The following is a 21,747-nucleotide window of genomic DNA, read 5'->3' on the forward strand; positions in this document are numbered from 1 at the left end:
TCAAATGACCAAAAACATGACAGCTTTACTGATTGATCGTCCTTTTTAACGTATGCTACAATAGTAACCTGCAAGACATTACATCAGTAAAAAAAGCATTAACTTAAAATAAAAAGATGAACCGATTATACTACCTACTACTCCTGTTGATTCTCCCTTTTTCGAATGTCATTGCCCAAGGCTGTTCCGACGCTGGGGTGTGTACACTTGCAAGCCACAATTTTGAGGAGGACCTCCCCAAAAATACCATCGGCATTGGCTTAGGTTATGGTATAGCTGACAATGATGTTACAGTTATTACACCATTTTTAGAATATGCACGATCAATAAACAGTCAATGGTCTGTCAGTCTAAAATTAACTGCTCAGGGCGCCAATTCAGATGTTGCCAATACTTTTGGTATGGGAGATCTTTTCGCCACGCTTGATTACCGTCTACCGCAGCTGGGAAGTAAATTTACGCACCGATTTGCACTTGGAGGAAAGTTCAATTTATCGTCCCCAGACCTTACCGATGACAACAACGAGCCACTTCCAATGGTTTTTCAGCCTACACTTGGAACCATCGACTTATTGTTGGCTTATCACATTGGTTATAAACATTGGGAAGGAAGTCTTTACCTTCAGCAACCAATAAGCGGTGCCAACACGAATGCCTTTCTGGGCAATACCTCAGGCATTGATATGGCTGAAAATTATCCTAATTCAAATATGCTGAACAGAAAAGGAGATTTACTATTGCGTGTGGCTTACAACATCATGAGTGCGGGTGACCGCCTAAAAATTCAGCCCTCTATCCTTCCGATTCTGCATTTAGGAGAGGATGAAATTACGAATGACCAAGGAGACATCGTTTCTGTTGAAGGTTCTGACGGACTTACCCTAAACGGTAGTATTATCGTCGAATACCAAATAAAAAATACCCAAGCTGTTTATATCAACTTGGGCAGTCCTTTTATTAATCGAGAGGTTATTCCAGATGGTTTGAAGCGGGGATTAGTCGCTATCGCTGGCTATCGTTTTCAGTTTTAATACAGAAAGCCAACACCAATGTGGAATCCCCAATTTTGTAAATTGGAGAAATCCCGCTCCTTGTAAAATACCTGATTGTACCTGACCTTTGCCGTGAACCCCCAAGTGGCTCCAAATCCCATCGGGATATAGATCCCTGCTTCGGGGTTTAGGCTGAAGTCCCAGGCGTTATCAGAGACAGAAAGCGAACCAATCTGGGTTTCTAAATTGGTGTATTGCGCACCTAAACCCAAACCTACAAATGGCTCTACGGAGGCATCTGGTAAAAAGAAATAATGCACAGTTGCCAAGACTGGCAAAGCATATAGGTAATCATAGCGTCGGCCAGTAATAGCACCTGCAATACCCTCGAGCTCATAAGTACGGCGCCCATATTCTGCATAACTTCCCGTCCAGCCAATGCTTCCGCCCACGAGCAATTGATCAGTGATAAATCCTCCGCCTGCTACCGAAAAACCGCGGTAAGAGGGCAATGAAATAAAGCCCGCCTGATCACCAGTAGGAACAGTTATTACATAATCAGCAGACCAAAATGTCGCTCTGCCTGCATTTGAGGCATTGTGCGAATTTTGAATACCCACATAGGCATCATCTACCTGAGCATGCGCCATGGCTAAGGGCAACAAAGAAAATAAAATAGAATACAATAAGGTTTTCATAGCGATGATTACTTCCGTTGGAGATAAGGTGATTGGGTAAATGATTGCTGAATGCCAGTGGTCAATCTGTTGAGGTTGGCTTTATCACTATTGGAGGCAATGCCATCTACCAAAGATTGCCACCTGAATTGCAGTGGCGGAATATCCGCAGGGTCCGCATTTTCAATCTCCTCCTCGGTTTTATCCTTAAACCATTCACGGTAATCTTTCAAACTTTGCGCATCGACCATCTCGGTCATCAGGGTGCCCGTTTGATAAGCATAACTATAAGCGTAACCAGGAGCCCAGGGGTAATAGCCTCCCCAATAGCCCCCGCCCCATCCTGGGCCATACCAACCCCAGTAGCCAGGGTAACCTGCGCCCCACCACCAACCAGGGGATCCTCCGATCACTTGATTGCTCAGGGCTAAAAATGTGACGTTAACCGCAAAAGACTCTTGAGGATTATTCATAACGAAATCCGAATCTTTAAGCTCATAGCCCAGCTCAGTGAAAGATGTTCTAATTTCACTGATTAATTTTGGAGAGAAATTCTTGAGGAAATCTTCTTCGGCATCACTGTCGGATTTTCTTCCGATATACTCGACGGTATCAGTAATGTAGAAATATTTATACTGATCGTTCGCCTGACCATCGACGTAAAATTCATCGTCGTAATAAGTAATAGTCAAGTCAAGATCGTCAATATACTGAGGGCCTCTGTCGGGAAAACAAGCTGAAAGCAACAAGATTCCACCTAGCAATAAGAGCATGGAATGTACTTTTTTTAACATAGGATTAGTGGTTTTAATTCTCCACTAATTTAAATTAAAAACGAAACAAATCAACCCTTTAGACGTGTAAAAACCGCTTTGCTGAAACTTGGTGATGACTTCACTGTTGTGGCAATCCATTTGCTGATAAAAATACAGTGCTGCTTCATGATGCTCCAAAAGCACCCGCACATCAACTGCCTCGGGGAGCTTGATGTCCACCACATTTCCTTTTCCCAAATGTGGCATTATTTTTACCTCTGCTTTGAACCCTTCTAATGTAACTTCTTTTTTCATTTTGCGCTTTTATTTTCCCATTAATATAATAATGAAAAAAAGCCGCGAATGTTGCACAATTTTCGCACAATCCATCGCTAAAATGGCATGAAGTATAAAAATAGTTCAATTTCAATGACTTAGCGATAAAAAAAAGTGCTACCTCTACAGATAGCACTTTTCTTTTTTGATCAATTACAAGGTGTTGCGATTGATTTTTATTTCATCATGTCCACCAATTTGGTATAATTGGCGTCGATTTTTTCTACGAATGAAGTTCTTACTTGCTTGAAATGCTTGTTTGCAGAACCTTCATAACCTTTATTGTTAATCTGATCGATAGCTTCTTCTTCAGCATTAATAGTTGCTTCTACCAAACCTTCGATTTCGCTATCATTTTTGTCTTCAATCATCAAATACAATAATGCATCAGCGATGAACTCATTAGACAAATAATGTACGACTTTTTTTAGATCTCTTCTGCTTGCCATAATATTATATATTTACCCTTCAAATATCCATTAAAAATCGTGCAATCCCTAACAAAAAAATCAATTTACCTGAAATGATTTTTCAACCAAGCATTTTGTCGGTCCAAAAGAGACATTTCCCTTTTGATATCCTCATTAAATTCCTCAATCTCTATCTTGGCCTTCAACCGTGTCAGGTCTTTTTGAAGTGAATAGTACCTTCGGTGTAAATCTACCAACTGATCCATGATTTCTTCAGAAATACCCGAACGCTCCAATTGATCGACCAGCAATTCATGGGCAATTTTCAATTTCGCAGAAACTTCTTGCAATTCTTTTAGACGACTTAAATCCATACCCTTTTTTAATAAGAACCGCTGAATACTGCCAATGTTTGGAAATTGGGCCTCAGAAAAGGGATGGACAGCCTTTATGGCCTATTGCAGCAAATGGCTAAATGCCTGATGCCAGGTATCGAAATTAAAGGATTTACGCACTTTAAAAAGCTTCACTTCGATCTCCCGATTACACAGGTTCCCGATACTTCCCTGATGCGAATGATTGATCTCCGTCTGGGGAACATACTCCCCTTTTTCAATCGTTTGCCCTACTTTGATGTAGGCATCACGGAACGTTAAACCATTCATCACTTCGGCATTAACCGACTCGACAGAATACATGTATTCGTACTTTTTATCTTCAATTGCCGCCTTATTTACCTGTACATTTTCCATCATATATTTTGCTATAGACAAGCTGTCTTTCAATTGGAAAATGGCAGGTAGAAGCACTTCTTTCAGTAACTGAAATTCTCTATGATAGCCACTTGGCAAATTGGTGGTCAGCATCATCAACTGTTGCGGCAAATTCTGCAACTGATTCATTTTCCCACGCATAATTTCGAACACATCAGGGTTCTTCTTATGTGGCATAATCGAGGAGCCTGTCGTCAAGTGATCAGGGAAAGACAGGAAGCCGAAATTCTGACTGTTATAGAGGCAAATATCCATCGCCCAACGGCCTAAAGTTTGACCAATAGATGCCATCCCGAAAGCTAAAGACTGCTCCGATTTACCTCTTGACATTTGCGCCGCTACCACATTATAATGCAGGTGGGCAAAGCCCAGAAGTCGGCTCGTTAGTTCTCTGTCGATCGGAAAGGAAGAACCATAACCTGCCGCAGACCCAAGTGGGTTTTGATTAATGACATCATAGGCACCTTGAAGCATTCTTAGATCATCTATCAAACTTTCTGCGAAAGCGGAAAACCACAAACCAAAGGAAGAAGGCATCGCTACCTGAAGGTGGGTATATCCAGGAATAATAACATCCTTATGCTGATCCGACAATTGTAATAATTTGGTAATCAGCTCCGTAGAAAGATTCACAATCTCTTCCACTTCAGCACGGAGGTACATTTTCATGTCCACCAAAACCTGATCGTTTCTTGAACGGGCAGCATGTACCTTTTTCCCAAGATCGCCGAGCGCTTCTGTCAGCAAAAATTCTACCTGAGAGTGTACATCTTCCACACTATCCTCAATTTCAAACTGTCCATCCAAAACCGACTGATGAATTTTTTGCAGTTCAACGACAATCTGTGCCGCTTCTTCCGCAGGAATCAAGCCCACTTCGGAAAGCATTTTAACATGGGCAATAGAGCCAAGCACATCGTATGGTGCCAAATGAATATCCAAATCACGGTCCTGCCCCACAGTATAGGCATCAATAATATTTTCTACGGCGACCCCGCCTTTATCCCAAAGTTTCATAGTGTTGATAGATGTTAAGGTTGTTTTAGTCCTGATGCCAATGTGGAATTTCAAGACCAGATAATAGTTTGATATATAATGGAATGGCGGCTTCAATTTCTGAGAGCATAATAAACTCGTCAGGGGTGTGTGAACGCGCCGACATTCCTGGGCCCATTTTCAGAGAAGGGCATGAAAGCATGGCCTGATCCGACATCGTAGGACTGCCATAATAAGGCCTTTCCAGCTGAATTCCCCGCTGTATTAGCGGATGATTCAACGCAATTTTAGAACTGTTCAAGTGCGTGGATCGAGGCTGAACATCGGCATTTACATGCGTTCGGATGGTTTCAAGCACCTGCGCATTCGAGTAACATTCATTGGTTCTGACATCAACAACAAATTTACACTCATCGGGCACCACATTGTGCTGATAACCCGCTTGAATTTGTGTCACGGACATTTTTACGGGTCCGAGAAAATCAGAAGCGTGTTCGAATTGATAGTTTCGGAACCACTGAATGTCATCCATTGCAAGATATAGCGCATTAACGCCTTCCTCCCGCGCTGCGTGTCCCGCTTTGCCCTTGGCGGTAACATCAAGAACCAGCAAGCCTTTTTCAGCAATGGCCAATTCCATCGCTGTGGGCTCCCCCACAATAGCACAATCAATTTTCCCTAAAACAGGGAGAATAGAGCGGATACCATTAACCCCACTGTTTTCTTCCTCGGCAGTGATGGCTAATACCAGCTGTACAGGCATGGATTCCTGCTTGGCAAGGTAACAGAAAGTAGCAATCAGGCTCACCGCAGATGCTCCTGCATCATTGCTTCCCAGTCCAAAAAGTTGATCGCCTTCTACAGTTGGCGCAAAGGGATCTCTAACCCAGCCTTTGTTCGGCTTGACCGTATCGTGATGCGAATTGAGCAACAATACAGGTGCCCCTTCGACTGCATTGGTGGCCTTCACCCAAACATTATGCTGTTGTCGTTGAACATGAAAGCCCTTGTCAGCTAAATATTGTGCAATCAGATCCGCCGTTTTATCTTCTGCTTTCGACAGCGACGGAGTGGCGATCAAACGCTTCAGCAAATCAATCGCCTCGGCGGTCAGGTTTGTTACACTTGGCATAATACCGTCCCTTTTTCTCCTAAAGACAACAGCTGTTCAGCATGGGTGATATGCACCTTACTAACACCTGAATTCAATGCACCAAAAGCATTGTCGAGCTTGGGGATCATTCCTGCAAAAATAACCCCCTGATCTTTAAGATCCTGATACACTTCAGGTGTGATCTGAGGAATCACAGAGTGGTCATCATCGGCATCACGAAGCACCCCACTTTTTTCAAAACAATACACCAAAGCGACCTCAAAATCTGCTGAAAGTGCCTGCGCCAAACCCGATGCAATAGTGTCGGCATTGGTATTCAGCATACTGCCGTCCTGATCATGAGTAAGCGGTGACATAATCGGTGTAATGCCCTGATTAATGAGCGTAGAGAGCTGTTGGGTATTAATTTGCTGTGGATCAAAATCTCCTACAAATCCGAAATCTATCGGCTCAGGTTTCCGCTTTTGTGCAGGGATGATATTCATGTCTGCCCCCGTGAGGCCAAGTGCATTACAGCCTAAAGCCTGAAGCTGTGCCACGATACCTTTGTTGATCAGCCCTCCGTAAACCATCGTAATCACCCGCAAGGTTTCTGCATCTGTAACCCTTCGGCCGTCTATCATTTGTGGGGTAATTCCCAACGACTGGCTGATGGTGGAAGCGATTTTCCCTCCGCCATGTACCAGCAGCTTAGCCCCCTTCAGTTGGGCAAAATCTTTTAAAAATCCTGACAGGGTTTCAGCATCGTTAATCACGTTACCCCCTACCTTAATGATGTTCAGTTTGGCTTTCTCAGCGGTCATTACTTTTCTATTTGTTCAAGCACTTTTTTGAAAGCTACCGCAGCGGCAAACAATCTGTTTTCGGCCTGTTTGATCACAATACTATTGTCAATTACTTCATCGGAAGCCACTACATTTCTTCGAATTGGAAGGCAGTGCATAAATTTGGCGTTATTGGTCAGTGCCATTTTTTCTGAAGTTACCTGCCAAGCGCTATCGGTGCTCAAAATTTTACCGTATTCTTCGTAGCTTGACCAGTTTTTGGCATAAATAAAGTCTGCATCCGCAAAAGCTTTATCCTGATCATATTCCACTTTTACCCCTTCGGTAACTTCTTTGGCCAAATCATATCCCTCAGGATTGGTAATCACCAGGTCAGCATCAGAAGCTTTCACCCATTCCACAAAAGAATTCGCCACCGCCTGAGGCAATGCCCGAGGATGTGGTGCCCAGGTTAAAACCACCTTCGGACGGCGCCCTTCAGCACGTTGTTCCTCAATCGTAATCATATCCGCAAAAGCCTGCAACGGGTGTCCCGTAGCGCTTTCAAGGCTGATCACCGGCACATCAGAATACTTAATGAAATCATTCAAAATTCGTTCAGAATAATCTTCCTCCCGATTTTTAAGGTCGGCAAACGCCCGAACTGCCAAAAGGTCACAATATTGCGACATCACTTGAATGGCATCTTTAATATGTTCCTGTGCTCCCTGATCCATCACAGCGCCGTCACTCATCTCCAGATTCCAACCATCGGAACCAACATTCAATACGATGGTATCCATCCCCAGTAACTGTGCGGCACGCTGACTGCTCATTCTCGTTCGAAGGCTTGGGTTAAAAAATACCAAACCGATACATTTTCCTGCACCAACTTTCTTAAAGATGTGCGGATTTCTTTTTAAATAGCGCGCCTCTTCGATCCAGGCATTTAAATTGTTGACATCTGTGATGTTGGTGAACTTTGCTGTACTTGACATAAAAATTGATTTAATTAAACTAATTCGAGCGATTTAACGGCCTGAGTCAATTGATCTACAAAATGATCCATGGAAGCCTTGCCCAAATTTAAAGTAGGTAATAAGCGTATTTGGTTGGGATTTGCAGAAACCCCCGTAAGAATATATCGATCAAGCGCCAATTGGCGACGAATATCTTTAATCGGAAAATCGAAGTTAATCCCCAGCATAAAGCCTTCCCCTTCCACACTCACCACTCCAGGACATTGCGCCAAAGCTGATTTCCATTCGGCACCTGCTGTAGCCACATGTGCCATTAACTCTTCCTCTTCAATGACCTCCAAAACCGCCAGAGTCGCCGCACAAGCCAAGTGATTTCCTCCATAGGTGGTGCCCAAGAGTCCAAAAGAAGCTTTAATTTTCTGGTCGATCAGAATACCTCCCACAGGAAAGCCATTCCCCATGCCTTTGGCCATCGTGATAATATCCGCCTTGATATTTTGATGCTGATGCGCAAAGAACTTCCCTGAACGTCCGAAACCTGACTGAATTTCATCGATGATCAACAGTGCCTCATACTTATCAGCAAGGTTCCGCAACGATTGCATGAACCAGGATGAAGGCACATAAATTCCGCCCACACCACGAATTCCTTCAATGATGATCGCTGCTACATTGCCCGCCTCCAGACGTTCACGTACCGTATCCACCTGTTCCACTTCATGGAAACTCACCTGGTGGCACTGGTTAAATGGTGCCTGAATTTTTGGGTTGTCGGTAACTGCTACTGCGCCTGACGTTCGGCCATGAAACCCTTTTTTGAAGGCGATCACCTCAGATTTCCCCGTATGGAAAGAAGCCAACTTCAAAGCATTCTCCACCGCTTCTGCACCTGAGTTACAGAAAAACAACTGGTGCTCATCGTAATTGGACAGCTTGCCTAATTTATCGGCCACCTGCTGCTGAATTGGGATGCCAACGCTATTGGAATAATAGCCTATTTTTCGCATTTGCTCCTGCAATCTTTGCAGGTAATGCGGATGACTGTGCCCAATGGAAATCACAGCATGCCCTCCGTATAAGTCATAATAAGCATTACCCTGATTATCAAAAACACGGCACATTTCACCGTGTGTCAATGTAATAGGCAACAGCGGATATACATCAAATAAATTCATATTGGCAGAACTAAAAAGCGATAGATTTAAGCTGAATTCCAGTATGTTCAGGAAGTCCAAACATGAGGTTCATATTTTGAACTGCCTGCCCTGAAGCTCCCTTTAAAAGGTTATCGATGCATGAGGTAATCAAAATCTTACCGTCAATTTTCTCGATATTCAGTACACATTTATTGGTGTTGACCACTTCTTTCAAAGACACTTTATGGTCGACTACATGCGTAAAAGCAGCATCTTTATAAAATTTCTGATATTTGCTTTTCACCTCTTCGGCAGTCAGGTCTGACTTAAAATAGGCCGTGGCAAAAATCCCCCTTGCAAAATCCCCGCGGATGGGCAGAAAATTAATGGTATGGTCAAAGCCTTTACCTGCCTGCACCATACTCTCACCAATCTCTCCCAAATGCTGATGCTCAAAAGCTTTGTAATGAGAAACGTTGTTGTTTCTCCACGAAAAATGCGTTGTGGCAGTAGGATTCTGACCGGCACCAGTGGCTCCTGTGATGGCATGTATATGCACATCATCCTGAATAATATCTGCCGCAGGCAATAAAGCCAACTGAATAGCGGTAGCAAAACAACCTGGGTTTGCAATATGATTCGCACCCTTGATTGCGTTTTTATTCAGCTCGGGCAAACCGTAAATAAATACACGATGATCCGAGGCAATACTTTTATCTTTCAGTCTAAAGTCGTGGCTCAGGTCAATGACTTTAGTGGTAGAATCTACCAGCGTCTTTTCCATGAATTCCCGCGACTTTCCATGTCCCATACAAAGGAAAATGACATCCGCACCTTTAGGCATCTCGGCCACAAATTCCATATTTGTGCTGCCTACCAAATCATGATGGATGCTCGTTACCGCTTTTCCCGCCTGACTTGTAGATTGCACAAAGCTAATCTGAACTTTCGGGTGATTGACCAGCAATCTTAAAAGTTCTCCTGCGGTATAACCCGCCCCACCGATGATACCGACCTTAATCATTGTTGTTTTTGTTATGGATTGCATGATAGATTTTCGTTTGATTCGCCAGCATCTTGGTAAATCCTTTAACATCTTCACCTGACCAGCTTAAATTTTCTTCCCCGTATTTCCCAAAATCGCCACTCATCAGGTCATTTTCAGACTCAATACCATCTACCTGAAAACGATAAGGTGCCAGGGTTACAAAAACTTTCCCGCTGACCTTCTCCTGCGTTTCTGTCAAAAATCCTTCAATGTTACGCATCACAGGATCAAGGAATTGCCCTTCATGCACCAACATTCCATACCAATTCCCCAACTGCTCTTTCCAGTACTGTTGCCATTTTGTTTGTGTATGTTTCTCGAGTGCGTGATGCGCCTTGATGGTGATTAACGGTGCCGCAGCTTCAAAACCGACACGCCCTTTAATACCGATAATGGTATCACCAACATGAATGTCTCTTCCGATTCCATAAGGGGCGGCGATCGCATTCAGGTACTCAATATTTTTTACCGGAGCATTTTTTTGATCATTGACCTGAACGAGCTCTCCTTCTTTAAAGTGCAGTGTAATCTGTTTTACCGCAGTTTCAGTTACTTGAGTAGGATAGGCCTCCTCGGGTAAAGCAAGGTTCGAGGTCAGGGTTTCTTCCCCGCCAACACTTGTTCCCCACAGTCCCTGGTTAATCGAATATTTCGCCTGTGCCCACTCTTTTTCCACACCATGTTTGGCCAAATAATCAATCTCCTCCTGACGGCTTAACTTCATGTCTCTAATAGGAGTAATCACTTGAATATGTGGGCACAAAATGTGGAAAATCATATCAAAACGAACCTGGTCATTTCCCGCTCCTGTACTTCCGTGGGCAATGTGTGTTGCACCAACCTCCTGAGCGTATTCCGCAATTCCAACTGCCTGAAAAACACGCTCCGCACTTACTGAAAGTGGGTAAGTATTGTTTTTCAAAACATTGCCAAAAATAAGGTATTTTACACACTGCTGATAAAAGGTTTCCACCTGGCGGATCGTCTTATGCGAAGCAGCACCAAGGCTCATGGCCTTCATTTCCACTTCTTCAAGCTCCTTTTCTGTGAAACCACCAGTATTGACAATGGCAGTATGTACATCCATCCCTTTTTCATTGGACAAATATTTTACACAATAGGAGGTATCCAAACCACCACTGAACGCTAAAACTACTTTTTCTTTATTGGTTGACATGATAATGGTATATAAAAATTAAACCGCTTTTTTTCTTTGAGTAACCTTGAGTATTTTCTCAATAGCCTTCTTTACATTGCTCTTACTGACCGTCGAAGGATCATAGAGCATACCTGTGCATAAGCACATTTTCTGCTGATTGCGCTGAAGAATATCATAATTCTTGCAGCTTTTACAGCCAGCCCAGAACGTCGGGTCATCAGTTAGTTCTGAAAAAGTCACAGGACGGTAGCCCAAGTCAGAATTAATCTTCATCACAGGCATACTGGTTGTAATGCCGAAAATTTTTGCTTCCGGATATAACTCCTGTGACAACCTAAAGATGGCTGCTTTAATCTTTTTACCAAGTCCATATTTTCTGAATTGTGGCAATACGATCAATCCAGAGTTTGCGACAAACTTCTCGTGCCCCCAAACCTCAATATAGCTGAAGCCAGCAAACTCCCCTTCAGAAGTTAAAGCCAATACCGCTTTACCACTTCGTAATTTCCCCTCAATATATTCTGCTGAACGGGTGGCAATACCAGTACCGCGCTCTTTGGCGGAATTGGCCAATGCTGCGCAAATGGCATCGGTATAATGACTATAAGCTTCAGACGCTTGAATAATCTTAATGGACATGATAAAAAATCATAAAAAGAATAATGAAACAAGGTCGAAAAGTCCAAACAAATATAAAAAACAAGCAGGTCAATAAATATGACACAGTTCTTACTTTGCGACTTTTCTTTTTTTGATATCACATTTACAGTATATGTAAATGGATAGTATAATTGTGCAGATTGATCGAGGCACGTAGCCTCAATATAAAATTAGCCCCCCAAGGGGCGGCGTCGGGAAACGCGCACACAAATCACCTCTGTCGCCGAGCGGAGAGCTCGAAGATCGTTTGTTAGGGCGATATTTGTGTCTGTGTAATTCATTATGGTACAAATTAATGTTGAAAAAATTTCAAGTGCAAGGATTACCTTATATTTTTTATGATTCTCATAATTTATTGGCCAAAATTAAATGAGCATTAAAACTTATTTGGCATTTGTTTGAAATAAGACGAATTACAGGTCAGCGTTATATTTCTTTATATAAAAGGAAGTATTTGTCATGTTTCAGACTAACAATTATCCTTCTCGATGAGTGTAATAGGTCGTAAATTATAGTATACCCTATAAATCAGAAAGTTATGGAGCTACAAGAAATAAATACCGACCTGATTATTTACAACAGCAGCAAGTTCTCTGACCAAAAAATCATCTGTGAATCGAGAAGCATCTTACCAACGCTAAAAGAAATTGACCTCGAAAAAGTTAAGCTCAATCCCCATTTCATCGAGCGTATTCTTATTCAGCTACACATCCCTATTTGGCAAATGATGAATACGGATAGTGCTTATTATCAGATGTTCAATGAGCACATCGATGAACTTTCGCCTCAAGAATTGATGAAATTATGTTGCGATCACCCGGAGCTTCTGCAAAGTCCGATCATTATTAGTCATCAAAAAAGTTTTATCCCTAAACATATTACTGAACTGTTTTCACTGGTTTGCCCAATACATTAAAATAATCCATTTTCAGCACCTTCGGAGAAAAATTTAGTTTATAACAATAATATAACCTAAAACCACTTCCGAAATAATGAAACATACGACCATCTTAGGCATATTAATGTGCCTGCTCGCCATCATGAGTTGCGAGCAAGTGAAGGAACAGGCTTACAAAATGAGCCCCATGGATACCGTCAAGTATGAAAATGATTTGTTCAGCCTGCAAATCACCTACGGTAGACCTTTTAAAAAAGACCGCCTAATTTTTGGAACAAAAGAAGAAGGTGCCTTGGTTCCTTATGGTGAAATTTGGCGCACAGGGGCAAATGATGCCACAGAAATAATGGTCACCAAGGATATTACTATTAATGGTCAACCTGTCCCTGAAGGAAAATACTCGGTATATACCATTCCTGGTGAACGCGACTGGACAGTGGCGATAAATAAAAAAATCGGGTATTGGGGAAAATCCCCCGTCAGTGAAGTTTTCGAACCCGAGCAGGACCTGCTGCGTGTGCAAGTCCCTTCGCAACAATTAGCCAAAACAATGGATCAGTTCACCATGACAGTGGTTCCCTCTACCAGCGCCAATAAATTGACATGGGTTATGAGTTGGGACAAAACGCAAGTCCGCATTCCCATGCAAATCCCTGCAGCAAATAATTAGCACAAAAAAAGCCACTCGAAAGTGGCTTTTTTATTCTGTTCAATATCAATTACATGACTGCGGCCATCAAATTTGGCACCAGTTGTTTTTTACGCGATACAACGCCTGGCATCCAGGCAGTATTGTTCTCCAATGGAATACTGAAGGCTTCTTCAAACAAATCAGTTGCGCGGCCATAGACCATGGCTTGTGAACCGTTGTTAAGAATATCAGTAATGACGAAAAGGAATAAATCATAACCTTTGGCTTTGATCGCCTCTTCAATCACGGTTTTATATTCTTCCTGCTTCGCTAAAACACCCTGTACATCCACGGTATTTATTTGTGCCAAAGCAGTTTTATAATCACCCATCGCAAATTCTTTCATATCCATATTGATCAGGTCTTTCGGTTGTTTATCTCCCAAAGAAGCCCCAGCAATCAACATTTCCATTCCATATTCTCGAGGTGAAACCCCAGCAATTTCCGACAAGTCCATTGCCGCATCAATATCCTGCTGTGTACAGGTAGGCGATTTAAATAAGAGGGTATCAGAGATAATCGCACTGAGCATCAGGCCTGCAATTTTTGGTTCAGGCAGACACCCATTGGAACGGTACAAATCCAAAATGATGGTTGATGAACAACCTACCCGTTCGGCACGAATCATCAATGGTTCAATCGTTGAGAAGTTACCAAATTTATGATGATCGACAATCTCTAAAATCTGGGCAGTTTCAATTCCATCAATCGCCTGAGCTTTCTCATTATGATCGACCAACACCACACTTCGGCGATCCACATTCTGTAAATCCTTATTCTTGATGGTGGCAAAAACGTGACCTTCCTCATCTACTACAGGGAAGTTCGTTTGATCAGCTTCTTTCATCAGCCCTTCTACATATTCAATGGTATCCGTGGTACGGAACATGTAGAATGGTTTTTTCTGAAGAATAGAGGCTACTGTTACCGACTGAGAAATCAGTTTAAATACTTTGAAGAACCCGTTATCCACCTTGAGCACAGGAATATCGAAACCTGCGAAATCAATTTCCTGACTGTAATCAATCGGGCACCAAATGACCAATCCAGCCTTTGATTCCTTCAGCTTTTCAAGGTTCTCTTTCAGCAACTCCAAAATTACAATATCGCCACCTTCTTGCAAATTAAGGTTATTCAGAGACAATAAATTACCTTTTACAATTCCCTGTGGCAAGGACTTATTCACCATTTCACCAGCAATAGTTTCGGCCACTTTCTGATAAGTAGTTTCAAATTGCTTGAAGATGGTCAAAGTACTCATTTCCAGATAAGCATTGGCGATATCTGAAACGTGGAGCATGGTCTCAATCTTTTTGTCGGCACCAACTACAGGCAGGCTTGAGATATTCTCTCTTGTCAGGATTTCAAGCGCTTGCTTTAACGTCAGGCGGTCATCGATTACCGCTTTGGTCGCAGACTTAATATCTTTCAGCTGTGGCCTGATGGAGTCCATGAACACTGGGGGCGTCACCTTGAAGTGATCCAAAACAAAGGCAGTCTCCTTGTTCAGGTCACCAAGACGAACAGCCGTGGCAGGGATTTCCAATTTATTTTTTAGTGCTGCATAGGCCAATGCAGAACATATAGAATCGGTATCAGGGTTTTTATGCCCTAAAACTAAAATATTTTTTTCCATTTATAGTCAATTTATAAAGCTTGATTGGGTGATTAGGTTTACCCCTTTTCAGAAAGGTCGCACCGTCAAAAAGGCAATAGATCAATTGTGGCTCAAAATTAAGAATATTTTTTTACTCTTTGGTGTTTTGACCTTCAACAGATGAAAATATGTCAACCTAACTGCCATATTTTCCATAAACCGCTACCAATTCCGCCTTTTTCAATAATAAATTCAATTGCGCCTCCAACAACTGCCTTTCACTTTTATGGTACTCCATTTTCGCTTCCAGCAAATCCTTTTTGGTGATCAACTCATTCTCAAAGGCATCGCCTTTCACTCGAAGCACTTCCTCCCGAAAGAAAACCGCTTTCTTTGCCACAGTAAGTAATTCCTCGGCAAGCTTTAACTGATCTTCTGCATTTCCCGCCGAAATGGCCTGCTCTTTCAATTCATTCTGTAAATTCAGGGCGGCTTGTTTCATTTGCAACTTCCTAATTTCGACTTCCTTATTTCTACTCCCCCAACTTAGGATCGTCCAATTGAAATTAACCCCCACCAACACATTCAACTCAGGCATTACAGGCACTCCACCGACATACAAACCCGTTGCAAACAGGGTTAAGTCAGGAATAAAATCTTGCTTACTTGCCTGCCAACCTAATTCTGCCTTTTGCATGAGTAGGTCAGCTTTTTTTAAATCCGTATTGGTGGTTTGCAGATCACCCAACTGTTGGTACAGCGAATCAATGAGCATTGAAGTAGGAACCTGTAAGCCTGTAATGGAATCAACAGGCCAACTCAGCAACTGCGCAAATTTCCGCTGATAATCCATATAGGTGGTATTAATCTTGCGAATTTCACTCTGTTGCTGCAATGTTTCGGCTTTCAGCCCATATTCGTAAGCCTGTAACAAATGACCATTTTCTACCGCATCTGTGGCTTCCTTCAGTTTTTCTTTCGTCAAGGCCAACTGACTGTCCTGCTCACGCAACTTCGCCTTTTCAATCAGCATCCCCAAATACAGCTTTGTTACTCCTACCGTCACTTTCGAAACCGCATTGGAATAAGAAGCCTGCTCCTCTTCGAGTTCCAAGGCAGCCAATTTCACCCCACTGCCAATTTTAAACAACTGGCTCACGGGCTGAAAAACGCCTACGGAGCCGTAGCCCGCGAATCGTCCCTGTTCTGGGATTACAAATTCTGTGGTTAAACCTAAGGGTGGCACACTCCCGATGATCGGTAAATCCACGAGGGAAATTTCAGCATCAGTAACTTTTTTGGTGTTGTACCAATAAAACATCGATCCGTTTGCCCGCACCTGCGGATAGTAAAGCGATTTCGCCACCTTAATATTCAGAGATTTCTCTTCCAGTTTTAAAGCCGCCGCCTGCAACAGCGGATTTTGTTCGTAAGCCATCAGTAAAGCCTCATCAAGGCTGAGTGATTTTTCCTGAACCTGCCCCCAGCTCAACTGCGAAACGGGCAATAGCAAGAGCAACAACATCAATGTTTTTCCGACCTTAGCATTTCCCGTTTTATCCTCTTTCAATAATAAATAATATAGCACCGGAACAACGATAAGGGTCATAAACATGGCGAATACCAGACCGAAAGCAATCACCGTTGCCAAAGGAGCCCACATTTCGCTGCCCGAAATAATCATCGGAACCACACCTACCGCAGCGGCTAACGTGGTCAGGAATATTGGACGAATTCGGCGTTCACCAGCGAGAATCGCCGCCTCCCGAACATCATGCCCTTCCGCGCGAAGGAAATTTGCATAATCTACTAAAATGATGGAGTTCCGAACGGTAACTCCCGCCAAAGATGCCAAACCGACAAAGGCAGTAAATCCGAAAGGATAGCCTAAAATCGACAAGCCGATCATGGCACCGGGAACACAAAAGGGAATCGCTACCAACACCAAAAACACCTCTTTAAGGTCTCGGAACTGAAGCAAAATAATCATAAAGATCAACACCACACTCAGCGCCACAGCAACATACATCTCTGAGAACGTTTCATTCTGGTCTTCAAATTCGCCACCATATTCGATCATATAACCTGGAGGCAGTGGAATGCTTTCAATATCCGCACGCACGGCGGCCATTTGCTCAGAAGGAAAATCTGATTCCAAATGGCGACAAAGAACCGTCAGCGTTCGTCGGCCATTGCGGTGCTTGAGGTTGGAGATCTGCCAACTCGGGCTTACGTCAGCGACCAGGCTTGAGGGTACTTTCTCGCGACTTAATGGAGAAACAATATAGGTGTTTCCAACGGACTCATAGCGGTCATTTTGACTGGCTGGCTCTTCAATAATAATATCGAGTACCTTATTCCCTTCATAAAAATTGGACACCGTAAAACCACTCAGGGCTACTTGCAAATTCTTGGCAATCGAGGCGTTGGTAATTCCCAGACGGCTTGCCTCCCATTTTCGTTCCTCAAGATCAAGGGAAAAATAGGGGTTTTTAAAGTCTGATTCCACGCGGTATGCCGTAGGGAGTTTGTTCAAAATGGCTTCAACTTTTACACCCAAATTTTGGAGCACTTTCAGGTCATCGCCAAAAATACGTACTTCCACAGGCGCATCATGGGTAACCCCCTGCTGCATTTGTTTGGCTAAAATAATGCCCTCAGGCACCCACACATCAATGGTTTTTTCGAGTTCACTGACCATCTCCTGTGTTGCTTCCACAGAAATTGTATTCACCAATACTTGTGCGTAATTGGCTTTCGGAAATTCTGGAGAAAAATTATAGTAAAACCGCGGAGCCGCCTGCCCAACAAAGGTGGTATAATTCACCATTCGCTCATCCTTGGCAATACGCCTCTCGACTTCCTTTATTGCTTTATTGGTGGTTTCCAGATTCGTCCCTTCAGGCATAAACAACTCAATGACAAACTGATCTTTTTCCGCTGCAGGAAATAGTTTTTGATGAATGAATAAAAAGGCTATGCCCCCCACCACTAAAAAGAGCAGGGAAAAAAGGATGGTCAGTTTCGTATAGGCAAAACTTTTCTCAATCAGGTAATTGTAAAAATCCTGCAGACGGTCAAGCACGCCCTTTTTTTCAGGTTTCTTGTCCTCATTCAGGCCTTTTTTAATGAAGTGATGACAAAGCAAGGGCGTGAGAAACATCGCAACCAAATAGGAGCTACTGATCGCAATAGCAACCGTTATCGGCAGGGAATAAATAAACTCACCAACATACCCTGTTAAAATAACCAAAGGCAGAAAAGACCCAATGATCGTCAAAGAAGCCGTAAGCACAGGGATTTTCAATTCATTGGCCGCAGACCAGGCAGCCTCAAAAGTGTTCTTTCCCTCATCCAGCTTTTCCACATAATTATCAGCAATTACAATCGCATCATCGACCAGCATTCCGAGCACTACAATAAGGGCGGCGAGGGACACCTGCTGCAATTCAATGCCAAAAGCCTGAAGTAATGTAAACGTCAGGGCAACGGTGACAGGAATAGCCACCGCACTGATGACGGCCACCCGAAAGGGCAACAATAAAATGATCACAATCACCACCGCTACAATGGCGATAAAAAACTCCTCAATAAACCGATCGACTGCATCTTCAACATTCTTAGGCTGATTAACGATGAAATCAATTTTTATATCTTCGGGCAATAAAGGTTTCACCTGCTGAAGTGCTGCGGCGATGGCATCACCAAAATCAACGATATTATTACCATCCAGCATTTCAATGGAAAGCAAAAGCGCCTCTTCGCCATTAACACGGATAAACTTATCTGCCTTTTTGAAGCGTCGTTCCACCGTCCCCACATCACGTACACGAACCGTTGCGCCTTCAGGTCCCTGCCCAATAATCTGATTTCTGATATCTTCCGTAGAGGAAAAAAGGCTTTGCTCATGCAAGGGAATTTCCTGAGCTCCCAAATTTAACTTCCCTGCAGGAAACAGGTAATTTTCACCCCTGAGGGTTAAAAACAACGACGTCATCGATATCCCATACTGACTTAATTTTGTTAAATCGGACTCGATATAAATGGCTTCCGTTTGCTCCCCTACCCGCTGAATTTTGGAAACTTCGGGAATGGTTCGCAACTGATTTTCAATCTTTTCAAGATAAGTGCTCAGCTCTACCTGATCACGCTGCTCTGAACGAACACCAATTAACAGCGCAATAGTTTCCCCGAAGCCCGTTTCCACCACAGGGCCAAGCACGGACGGCGGAAGACTCATTTTTTTCAATGTATTGAGCTCATGCTGAAGCTTGGACCAAAATTTTTCAGGATCAGTAACATTCTTTTCAAGCTCCACGACTATATAGCCGAGTCCTGCCCGAGAATTAGAAAATGTTTTGGCCTTGCGCACTTCCTTAAAAGTAAAAAGTAACTCTTCGACCTTCCGAACAACCTGTTGCTCGACCTCAAGACTTCCTGCACCAGGATAAGCGACAACGACCAAGCCCTGTCTGATATTAAACTGTGGGTCTTCCCTGCGCGACATATGCAGCAAGGCATATAAACCACCACAGAGAATCATGAAAGTCAGGGTCAGGGTTACCTGCCGATTGAGAATTGCACTTTTAATAAGTTCCATGCCCTACTACCTTTACCTGACGACCATCCGTTAATTTCCACTGCCCGGCAACAATCAGGCTGTCTCCCTGAGAAAGTCCCTGCTCTATTAGCATTCCTTTTCCCACAAGCTGATCACCGATCACCCGTTTTCGGACGGCTCGGTTACCCTGAACAATAAATACAAAAAGATTTCCATCGGGATCAGGGACAACATAATTGGTAGGAATTACCAATTGAGGCTGACTGCCATTGACCTGAATATTAACTTCGGCGACCATCCCCTGCATCAAGTTTTTGGGTGCCTTCTCGATATTCGCAAAAACCGCAAAGCTACGGGTAAGCACATCGGCAGATGGGCGAATATGATCCACCGTGGCGTTGAAATAAGATTTACTGATACTTGGTACACGGAAACGTAGACTGTCGCCCACCTTCACTTTTGCAATCTGATTTTCGGGCAATGAAAACTGAATAGAATATTGGCCACTGTGCAACATCGATATCACAGGAACACCCTCCTTTACCGTTTCTCCTGAACGCACAAAAAGACGGTCAACCCGTCCTTGTTCATTTGCTCGAATTTGTGTGTAAGAAAGTTTCCGCTGAAAAACCACCAAATTAGCTTTGGCCTCGGCGAGGGCGGTTTCAATTTTCAGAAAATCGGACTTGGTTAATGATTGTCGATCATACATTTTCTTCAGTCGATCGTATTCACTCTGCGCCTGTGACATTTTCTTTTCTGCCACAAGAAGCCCTTGCTGATATTCATTTTGCTCGAGCTGCATCAGCAGTTGCCCCTTTTTCACCTGATCGCCCTCTTCGACATATACCTTTCCAATTCGGCCAGGGACAGGAAAAGACAAAGCCCGCTGATTTTCAGCACGAACCTCGCCACTATATTCTAATAAACTATTGATTTTCTGAGCCTTAATCACCTGATATTTAACAGGTATTGCCGCAGCAGGTGCTTGCTGGTTGCTCTGATCCTGACACCCGAGGGCCAACAACAAGCAAAAAAAAGAAATTGCTAAACGCATAAATTACAAAATAGGTTAAGATGATGTTGCTTTAATGTACTTTTAAAGGACAAAACAGTTACATAAAACACAAAAAAAACGGGATAAACCCGTTTTTTTATTCACTATACTATTCCTATATTTTTGAAATTATTCCTATTCATTAAACTTCCGAATCGATATTCCTGAGACTTTTGGAAAATCTCTGCCCAAGGTCGAAAGGTAAAAACGGATATTCAACTGACCATCCACTACAGTAGTTTGGTACTCCTTATTAATCGCAAAGAATTTACCTGTTCCTGTAGAATTTAAAGCATTGGCCTCTTTCCAAATATCCAAAGCTTCCTCTACCGTTTGCCCCTCAATATCAATATGGAATCGTCGGAAAGCGCCACCATCCCAACGGTTTTCAGAAAAATGCAACTCGACAATGTATTTTCCATTTTCAACATCAAAATCATAACTGAACTCTTCTCCATATCGCTCAGTAACAAAAATCTCCCGCTGCGGAGTGTTCATGATTTCTTGATCTTCAAACCAAGTATGAACGATGCCATCTGTAAAATACTTATCCGCTTCAAACGTTTCACCGAAATCATTGGTGAAAGATTCTTTGCCTCCCGCATTAACACTTAATATCGGTTCCCCTTCAGCCAAATTCAACAAATGCCAATTGACAATGCTCGAATTGGCATTGGTGGTATCATCATCGGCCACCACTTTAATATTTGAAAAGACAGAATACAAACGACTCGGCAATTCAGCAAAGTTACCTGTAATTTCCCCCGTTTTTGAATTGATGCTCAATCCCGCAGGCAAAGTATCCGCTGACCAGGTCACACGATCGGTTTCATTTTGTAAACCAAGATCCATTTTAAATTCATCACCAGGTTCAACTTTTAAAACTTGATCTGCCGAATTCGTGATCTGCAACTGAGGCACAGGCTGCACGTTTTCATCGTCGCTTGAACAGGCGCCTAAGAATAATGCCCCGAGGGCCACTGTGGTCAAAACTTTCCCAATTTTCATTTTCATATATTAGATGTGAGTCAATACTAAATAGAGAATGAAAATAGGATCGAAAGGTTATCCTTTACATCATAAGGTGGGCTGAATAAGTACTTTTTAGGATCAATTTATAGGATTTAAATACATTAAAGGCCG

The 21,747-nt window shown here is 42.9% G+C and carries 20 protein-coding genes; 3 read left to right on the top strand and 17 right to left on the bottom strand.

The genetic code is table 11. The features are described 5' to 3' along the window. Positions 1-116 precede the first annotated feature (116 nt). On the top strand, positions 117-1,031 hold the full coding sequence (locus AABK40_RS19155) for a hypothetical protein (RefSeq protein WP_338399001.1): 915 nt from the start codon (positions 117-119) through the stop codon (positions 1,029-1,031). Here AABK40_RS19155 and AABK40_RS19160 read toward each other — a convergent pair. The 13 genes from AABK40_RS19160 to AABK40_RS19220 form a co-directional block, all read right to left on the bottom strand. Next, positions 1,028-1,690 (bottom strand): outer membrane beta-barrel protein, encoded by a 663-nt coding sequence (locus AABK40_RS19160; protein WP_338399002.1) that lies wholly within the window; start codon positions 1,688-1,690, stop codon positions 1,028-1,030. The two genes, AABK40_RS19155 and AABK40_RS19160, sit on opposite strands and share 4 nt — an antisense overlap. A gap of 8 nt (positions 1,691-1,698) precedes the next feature. After that, a complete protein-coding gene (locus AABK40_RS19165; RefSeq protein WP_338399003.1) occupies positions 1,699-2,442 on the bottom strand; it encodes a DUF4136 domain-containing protein in 744 nt (247 codons plus the stop codon). A gap of 45 nt (positions 2,443-2,487) precedes the next feature. Further along, on the bottom strand, positions 2,488-2,739 hold the full coding sequence (locus AABK40_RS19170) for a hypothetical protein (RefSeq protein WP_332920260.1): 252 nt from the start codon (positions 2,737-2,739) through the stop codon (positions 2,488-2,490). A gap of 197 nt (positions 2,740-2,936) precedes the next feature. Continuing rightward, complete coding sequence (locus tag AABK40_RS19175; protein ID WP_332920261.1) at positions 2,937-3,209, bottom strand: hypothetical protein; 273 nt, start codon at positions 3,207-3,209, stop codon at positions 2,937-2,939. 65 nt (positions 3,210-3,274) lie between these two features. Further along, positions 3,275-3,544 carry a hypothetical protein gene (locus AABK40_RS19180; RefSeq protein WP_332920262.1) on the bottom strand — a complete coding sequence of 90 codons (270 nt, stop codon included), beginning with the start codon at positions 3,542-3,544 and terminating at the stop codon, positions 3,275-3,277. 81 nt (positions 3,545-3,625) lie between these two features. Continuing rightward, positions 3,626-4,960, bottom strand: coding sequence for an argininosuccinate lyase (gene argH, locus AABK40_RS19185; protein ID WP_332920263.1), 1,335 nt, complete (start codon positions 4,958-4,960; stop codon positions 3,626-3,628). Positions 4,961-4,985: 25 nt separating this feature from the next. After that, positions 4,986-6,071 (bottom strand): M20 family metallo-hydrolase, encoded by a 1,086-nt coding sequence (locus AABK40_RS19190; RefSeq protein WP_338399004.1) that lies wholly within the window; start codon positions 6,069-6,071, stop codon positions 4,986-4,988. After that, complete coding sequence (gene argB, locus AABK40_RS19195) at positions 6,059-6,856, bottom strand: acetylglutamate kinase (RefSeq protein WP_338399005.1); 798 nt, start codon at positions 6,854-6,856, stop codon at positions 6,059-6,061. The genes AABK40_RS19190 and argB overlap by 13 nt, the downstream gene beginning before the upstream one ends. Continuing rightward, positions 6,856-7,815: an N-acetylornithine carbamoyltransferase gene (locus AABK40_RS19200; RefSeq protein ID WP_338399006.1), complete on the bottom strand. Its 960-nt coding sequence runs from the start codon at positions 7,813-7,815 to the stop codon at positions 6,856-6,858. The genes argB and AABK40_RS19200 overlap by 1 nt, the downstream gene beginning before the upstream one ends. 14 nt (positions 7,816-7,829) lie before the next feature. Further along, positions 7,830-8,972 (bottom strand): aspartate aminotransferase family protein, encoded by a 1,143-nt coding sequence (locus tag AABK40_RS19205; protein WP_338399007.1) that lies wholly within the window; start codon positions 8,970-8,972, stop codon positions 7,830-7,832. Between the two features lie 10 nt (positions 8,973-8,982). Next, positions 8,983-9,957: an N-acetyl-gamma-glutamyl-phosphate reductase gene (gene argC / locus AABK40_RS19210; protein WP_332920268.1), complete on the bottom strand. Its 975-nt coding sequence runs from the start codon at positions 9,955-9,957 to the stop codon at positions 8,983-8,985. Continuing rightward, entirely contained in the window at positions 9,950-11,158 is a 1,209-nt protein-coding gene (locus tag AABK40_RS19215) for an argininosuccinate synthase (RefSeq protein WP_338399008.1), read from the bottom strand. Before AABK40_RS19215 ends, argC begins: the two co-directional genes overlap by 8 nt. An 18-nt stretch (positions 11,159-11,176) precedes the next feature. After that, the gene (locus tag AABK40_RS19220) at positions 11,177-11,773 is read right to left on the bottom strand and encodes a GNAT family N-acetyltransferase (protein WP_338399083.1); all 597 of its coding nucleotides are present in this window, start codon (positions 11,771-11,773) and stop codon (positions 11,177-11,179) included. A 565-nt stretch (positions 11,774-12,338) separates the two neighbouring features. On the opposite strand from AABK40_RS19220, the gene AABK40_RS19225 reads away from it, so the two are divergent. After that, entirely contained in the window at positions 12,339-12,716 is a 378-nt protein-coding gene (locus tag AABK40_RS19225) for an ArsC/Spx/MgsR family protein (protein ID WP_332920271.1), read from the top strand. Positions 12,717-12,792: 76 nt separating this feature from the next. Further along, positions 12,793-13,368: a DUF2911 domain-containing protein gene (locus AABK40_RS19230; protein WP_338399009.1), complete on the top strand. Its 576-nt coding sequence runs from the start codon at positions 12,793-12,795 to the stop codon at positions 13,366-13,368. Between the two features lie 49 nt (positions 13,369-13,417). Here the strand turns inward: AABK40_RS19230 and AABK40_RS19235 are convergent, their stop codons facing one another. The 4 genes from AABK40_RS19235 to AABK40_RS19250 all read right to left on the bottom strand — a co-directional run bounded on the left by AABK40_RS19235 (position 13,418) and on the right by AABK40_RS19250 (position 21,618). Continuing rightward, the gene (locus AABK40_RS19235; RefSeq protein WP_338399010.1) at positions 13,418-15,025 is read right to left on the bottom strand and encodes a putative manganese-dependent inorganic diphosphatase; all 1,608 of its coding nucleotides are present in this window, start codon (positions 15,023-15,025) and stop codon (positions 13,418-13,420) included. A 157-nt stretch (positions 15,026-15,182) separates the two neighbouring features. After that, positions 15,183-19,586 (bottom strand): efflux RND transporter permease subunit, encoded by a 4,404-nt coding sequence (locus tag AABK40_RS19240; protein WP_338399011.1) that lies wholly within the window; start codon positions 19,584-19,586, stop codon positions 15,183-15,185. Further along, positions 19,573-20,604 carry an efflux RND transporter periplasmic adaptor subunit gene (locus AABK40_RS19245; RefSeq protein ID WP_338399012.1) on the bottom strand — a complete coding sequence of 344 codons (1,032 nt, stop codon included), beginning with the start codon at positions 20,602-20,604 and terminating at the stop codon, positions 19,573-19,575. Before AABK40_RS19245 ends, AABK40_RS19240 begins: the two co-directional genes overlap by 14 nt. 135 nt (positions 20,605-20,739) lie before the next feature. Then, a complete protein-coding gene (locus AABK40_RS19250; RefSeq protein WP_338399013.1) occupies positions 20,740-21,618 on the bottom strand; it encodes a malectin domain-containing carbohydrate-binding protein in 879 nt (292 codons plus the stop codon). Between the last annotated feature and the right edge of the window lie 129 nt (positions 21,619-21,747).

Source organism: Persicobacter psychrovividus, from assembly GCF_036492425.1.
GTDB lineage: Bacteria > Bacteroidota > Bacteroidia > Cytophagales > Cyclobacteriaceae > Persicobacter > Persicobacter psychrovividus.

What these genes read in the sequence shown, in the direction of transcription:
- AABK40_RS19225 (WP_332920271.1), top strand. Translation starts at nt 12,339, where the DNA reads ATGGAGCTACAAGAAATAAATACCGACCTGATTATTTACAACAGCAGC.
- AABK40_RS19165 (WP_338399003.1), bottom strand. Translation starts at nt 2,442, where the DNA reads ATGCTCTTATTGCTAGGTGGAATCTTGTTGCTTTCAGCTTGTTTTCCC.
- AABK40_RS19215 (WP_338399008.1), bottom strand. Translation starts at nt 11,158, where the DNA reads ATGTCAACCAATAAAGAAAAAGTAGTTTTAGCGTTCAGTGGTGGTTTG.
- AABK40_RS19200 (WP_338399006.1), bottom strand. Translation starts at nt 7,815, where the DNA reads ATGTCAAGTACAGCAAAGTTCACCAACATCACAGATGTCAACAATTTA.
- AABK40_RS19250 (WP_338399013.1), bottom strand. Translation starts at nt 21,618, where the DNA reads ATGAAAATGAAAATTGGGAAAGTTTTGACCACAGTGGCCCTCGGGGCA.
- AABK40_RS19240 (WP_338399011.1), bottom strand. Translation starts at nt 19,586, where the DNA reads ATGGAACTTATTAAAAGTGCAATTCTCAATCGGCAGGTAACCCTGACC.
- AABK40_RS19230 (WP_338399009.1), top strand. Translation starts at nt 12,793, where the DNA reads ATGAAACATACGACCATCTTAGGCATATTAATGTGCCTGCTCGCCATC.
- AABK40_RS19170 (WP_332920260.1), bottom strand. Translation starts at nt 2,739, where the DNA reads ATGAAAAAAGAAGTTACATTAGAAGGGTTCAAAGCAGAGGTAAAAATA.
- AABK40_RS19245 (WP_338399012.1), bottom strand. Translation starts at nt 20,604, where the DNA reads ATGCGTTTAGCAATTTCTTTTTTTTGCTTGTTGTTGGCCCTCGGGTGT.
- AABK40_RS19205 (WP_338399007.1), bottom strand. Translation starts at nt 8,972, where the DNA reads ATGAATTTATTTGATGTATATCCGCTGTTGCCTATTACATTGACACAC.
- argC (WP_332920268.1), bottom strand. Translation starts at nt 9,957, where the DNA reads ATGATTAAGGTCGGTATCATCGGTGGGGCGGGTTATACCGCAGGAGAA.
- AABK40_RS19175 (WP_332920261.1), bottom strand. Translation starts at nt 3,209, where the DNA reads ATGGCAAGCAGAAGAGATCTAAAAAAAGTCGTACATTATTTGTCTAAT.
- AABK40_RS19235 (WP_338399010.1), bottom strand. Translation starts at nt 15,025, where the DNA reads ATGGAAAAAAATATTTTAGTTTTAGGGCATAAAAACCCTGATACCGAT.
- argH (WP_332920263.1), bottom strand. Translation starts at nt 4,960, where the DNA reads ATGAAACTTTGGGATAAAGGCGGGGTCGCCGTAGAAAATATTATTGAT.
- AABK40_RS19180 (WP_332920262.1), bottom strand. Translation starts at nt 3,544, where the DNA reads ATGGATTTAAGTCGTCTAAAAGAATTGCAAGAAGTTTCTGCGAAATTG.
- argB (WP_338399005.1), bottom strand. Translation starts at nt 6,856, where the DNA reads ATGACCGCTGAGAAAGCCAAACTGAACATCATTAAGGTAGGGGGTAAC.
- AABK40_RS19155 (WP_338399001.1), top strand. Translation starts at nt 117, where the DNA reads ATGAACCGATTATACTACCTACTACTCCTGTTGATTCTCCCTTTTTCG.
- AABK40_RS19160 (WP_338399002.1), bottom strand. Translation starts at nt 1,690, where the DNA reads ATGAAAACCTTATTGTATTCTATTTTATTTTCTTTGTTGCCCTTAGCC.
- AABK40_RS19190 (WP_338399004.1), bottom strand. Translation starts at nt 6,071, where the DNA reads ATGCCAAGTGTAACAAACCTGACCGCCGAGGCGATTGATTTGCTGAAG.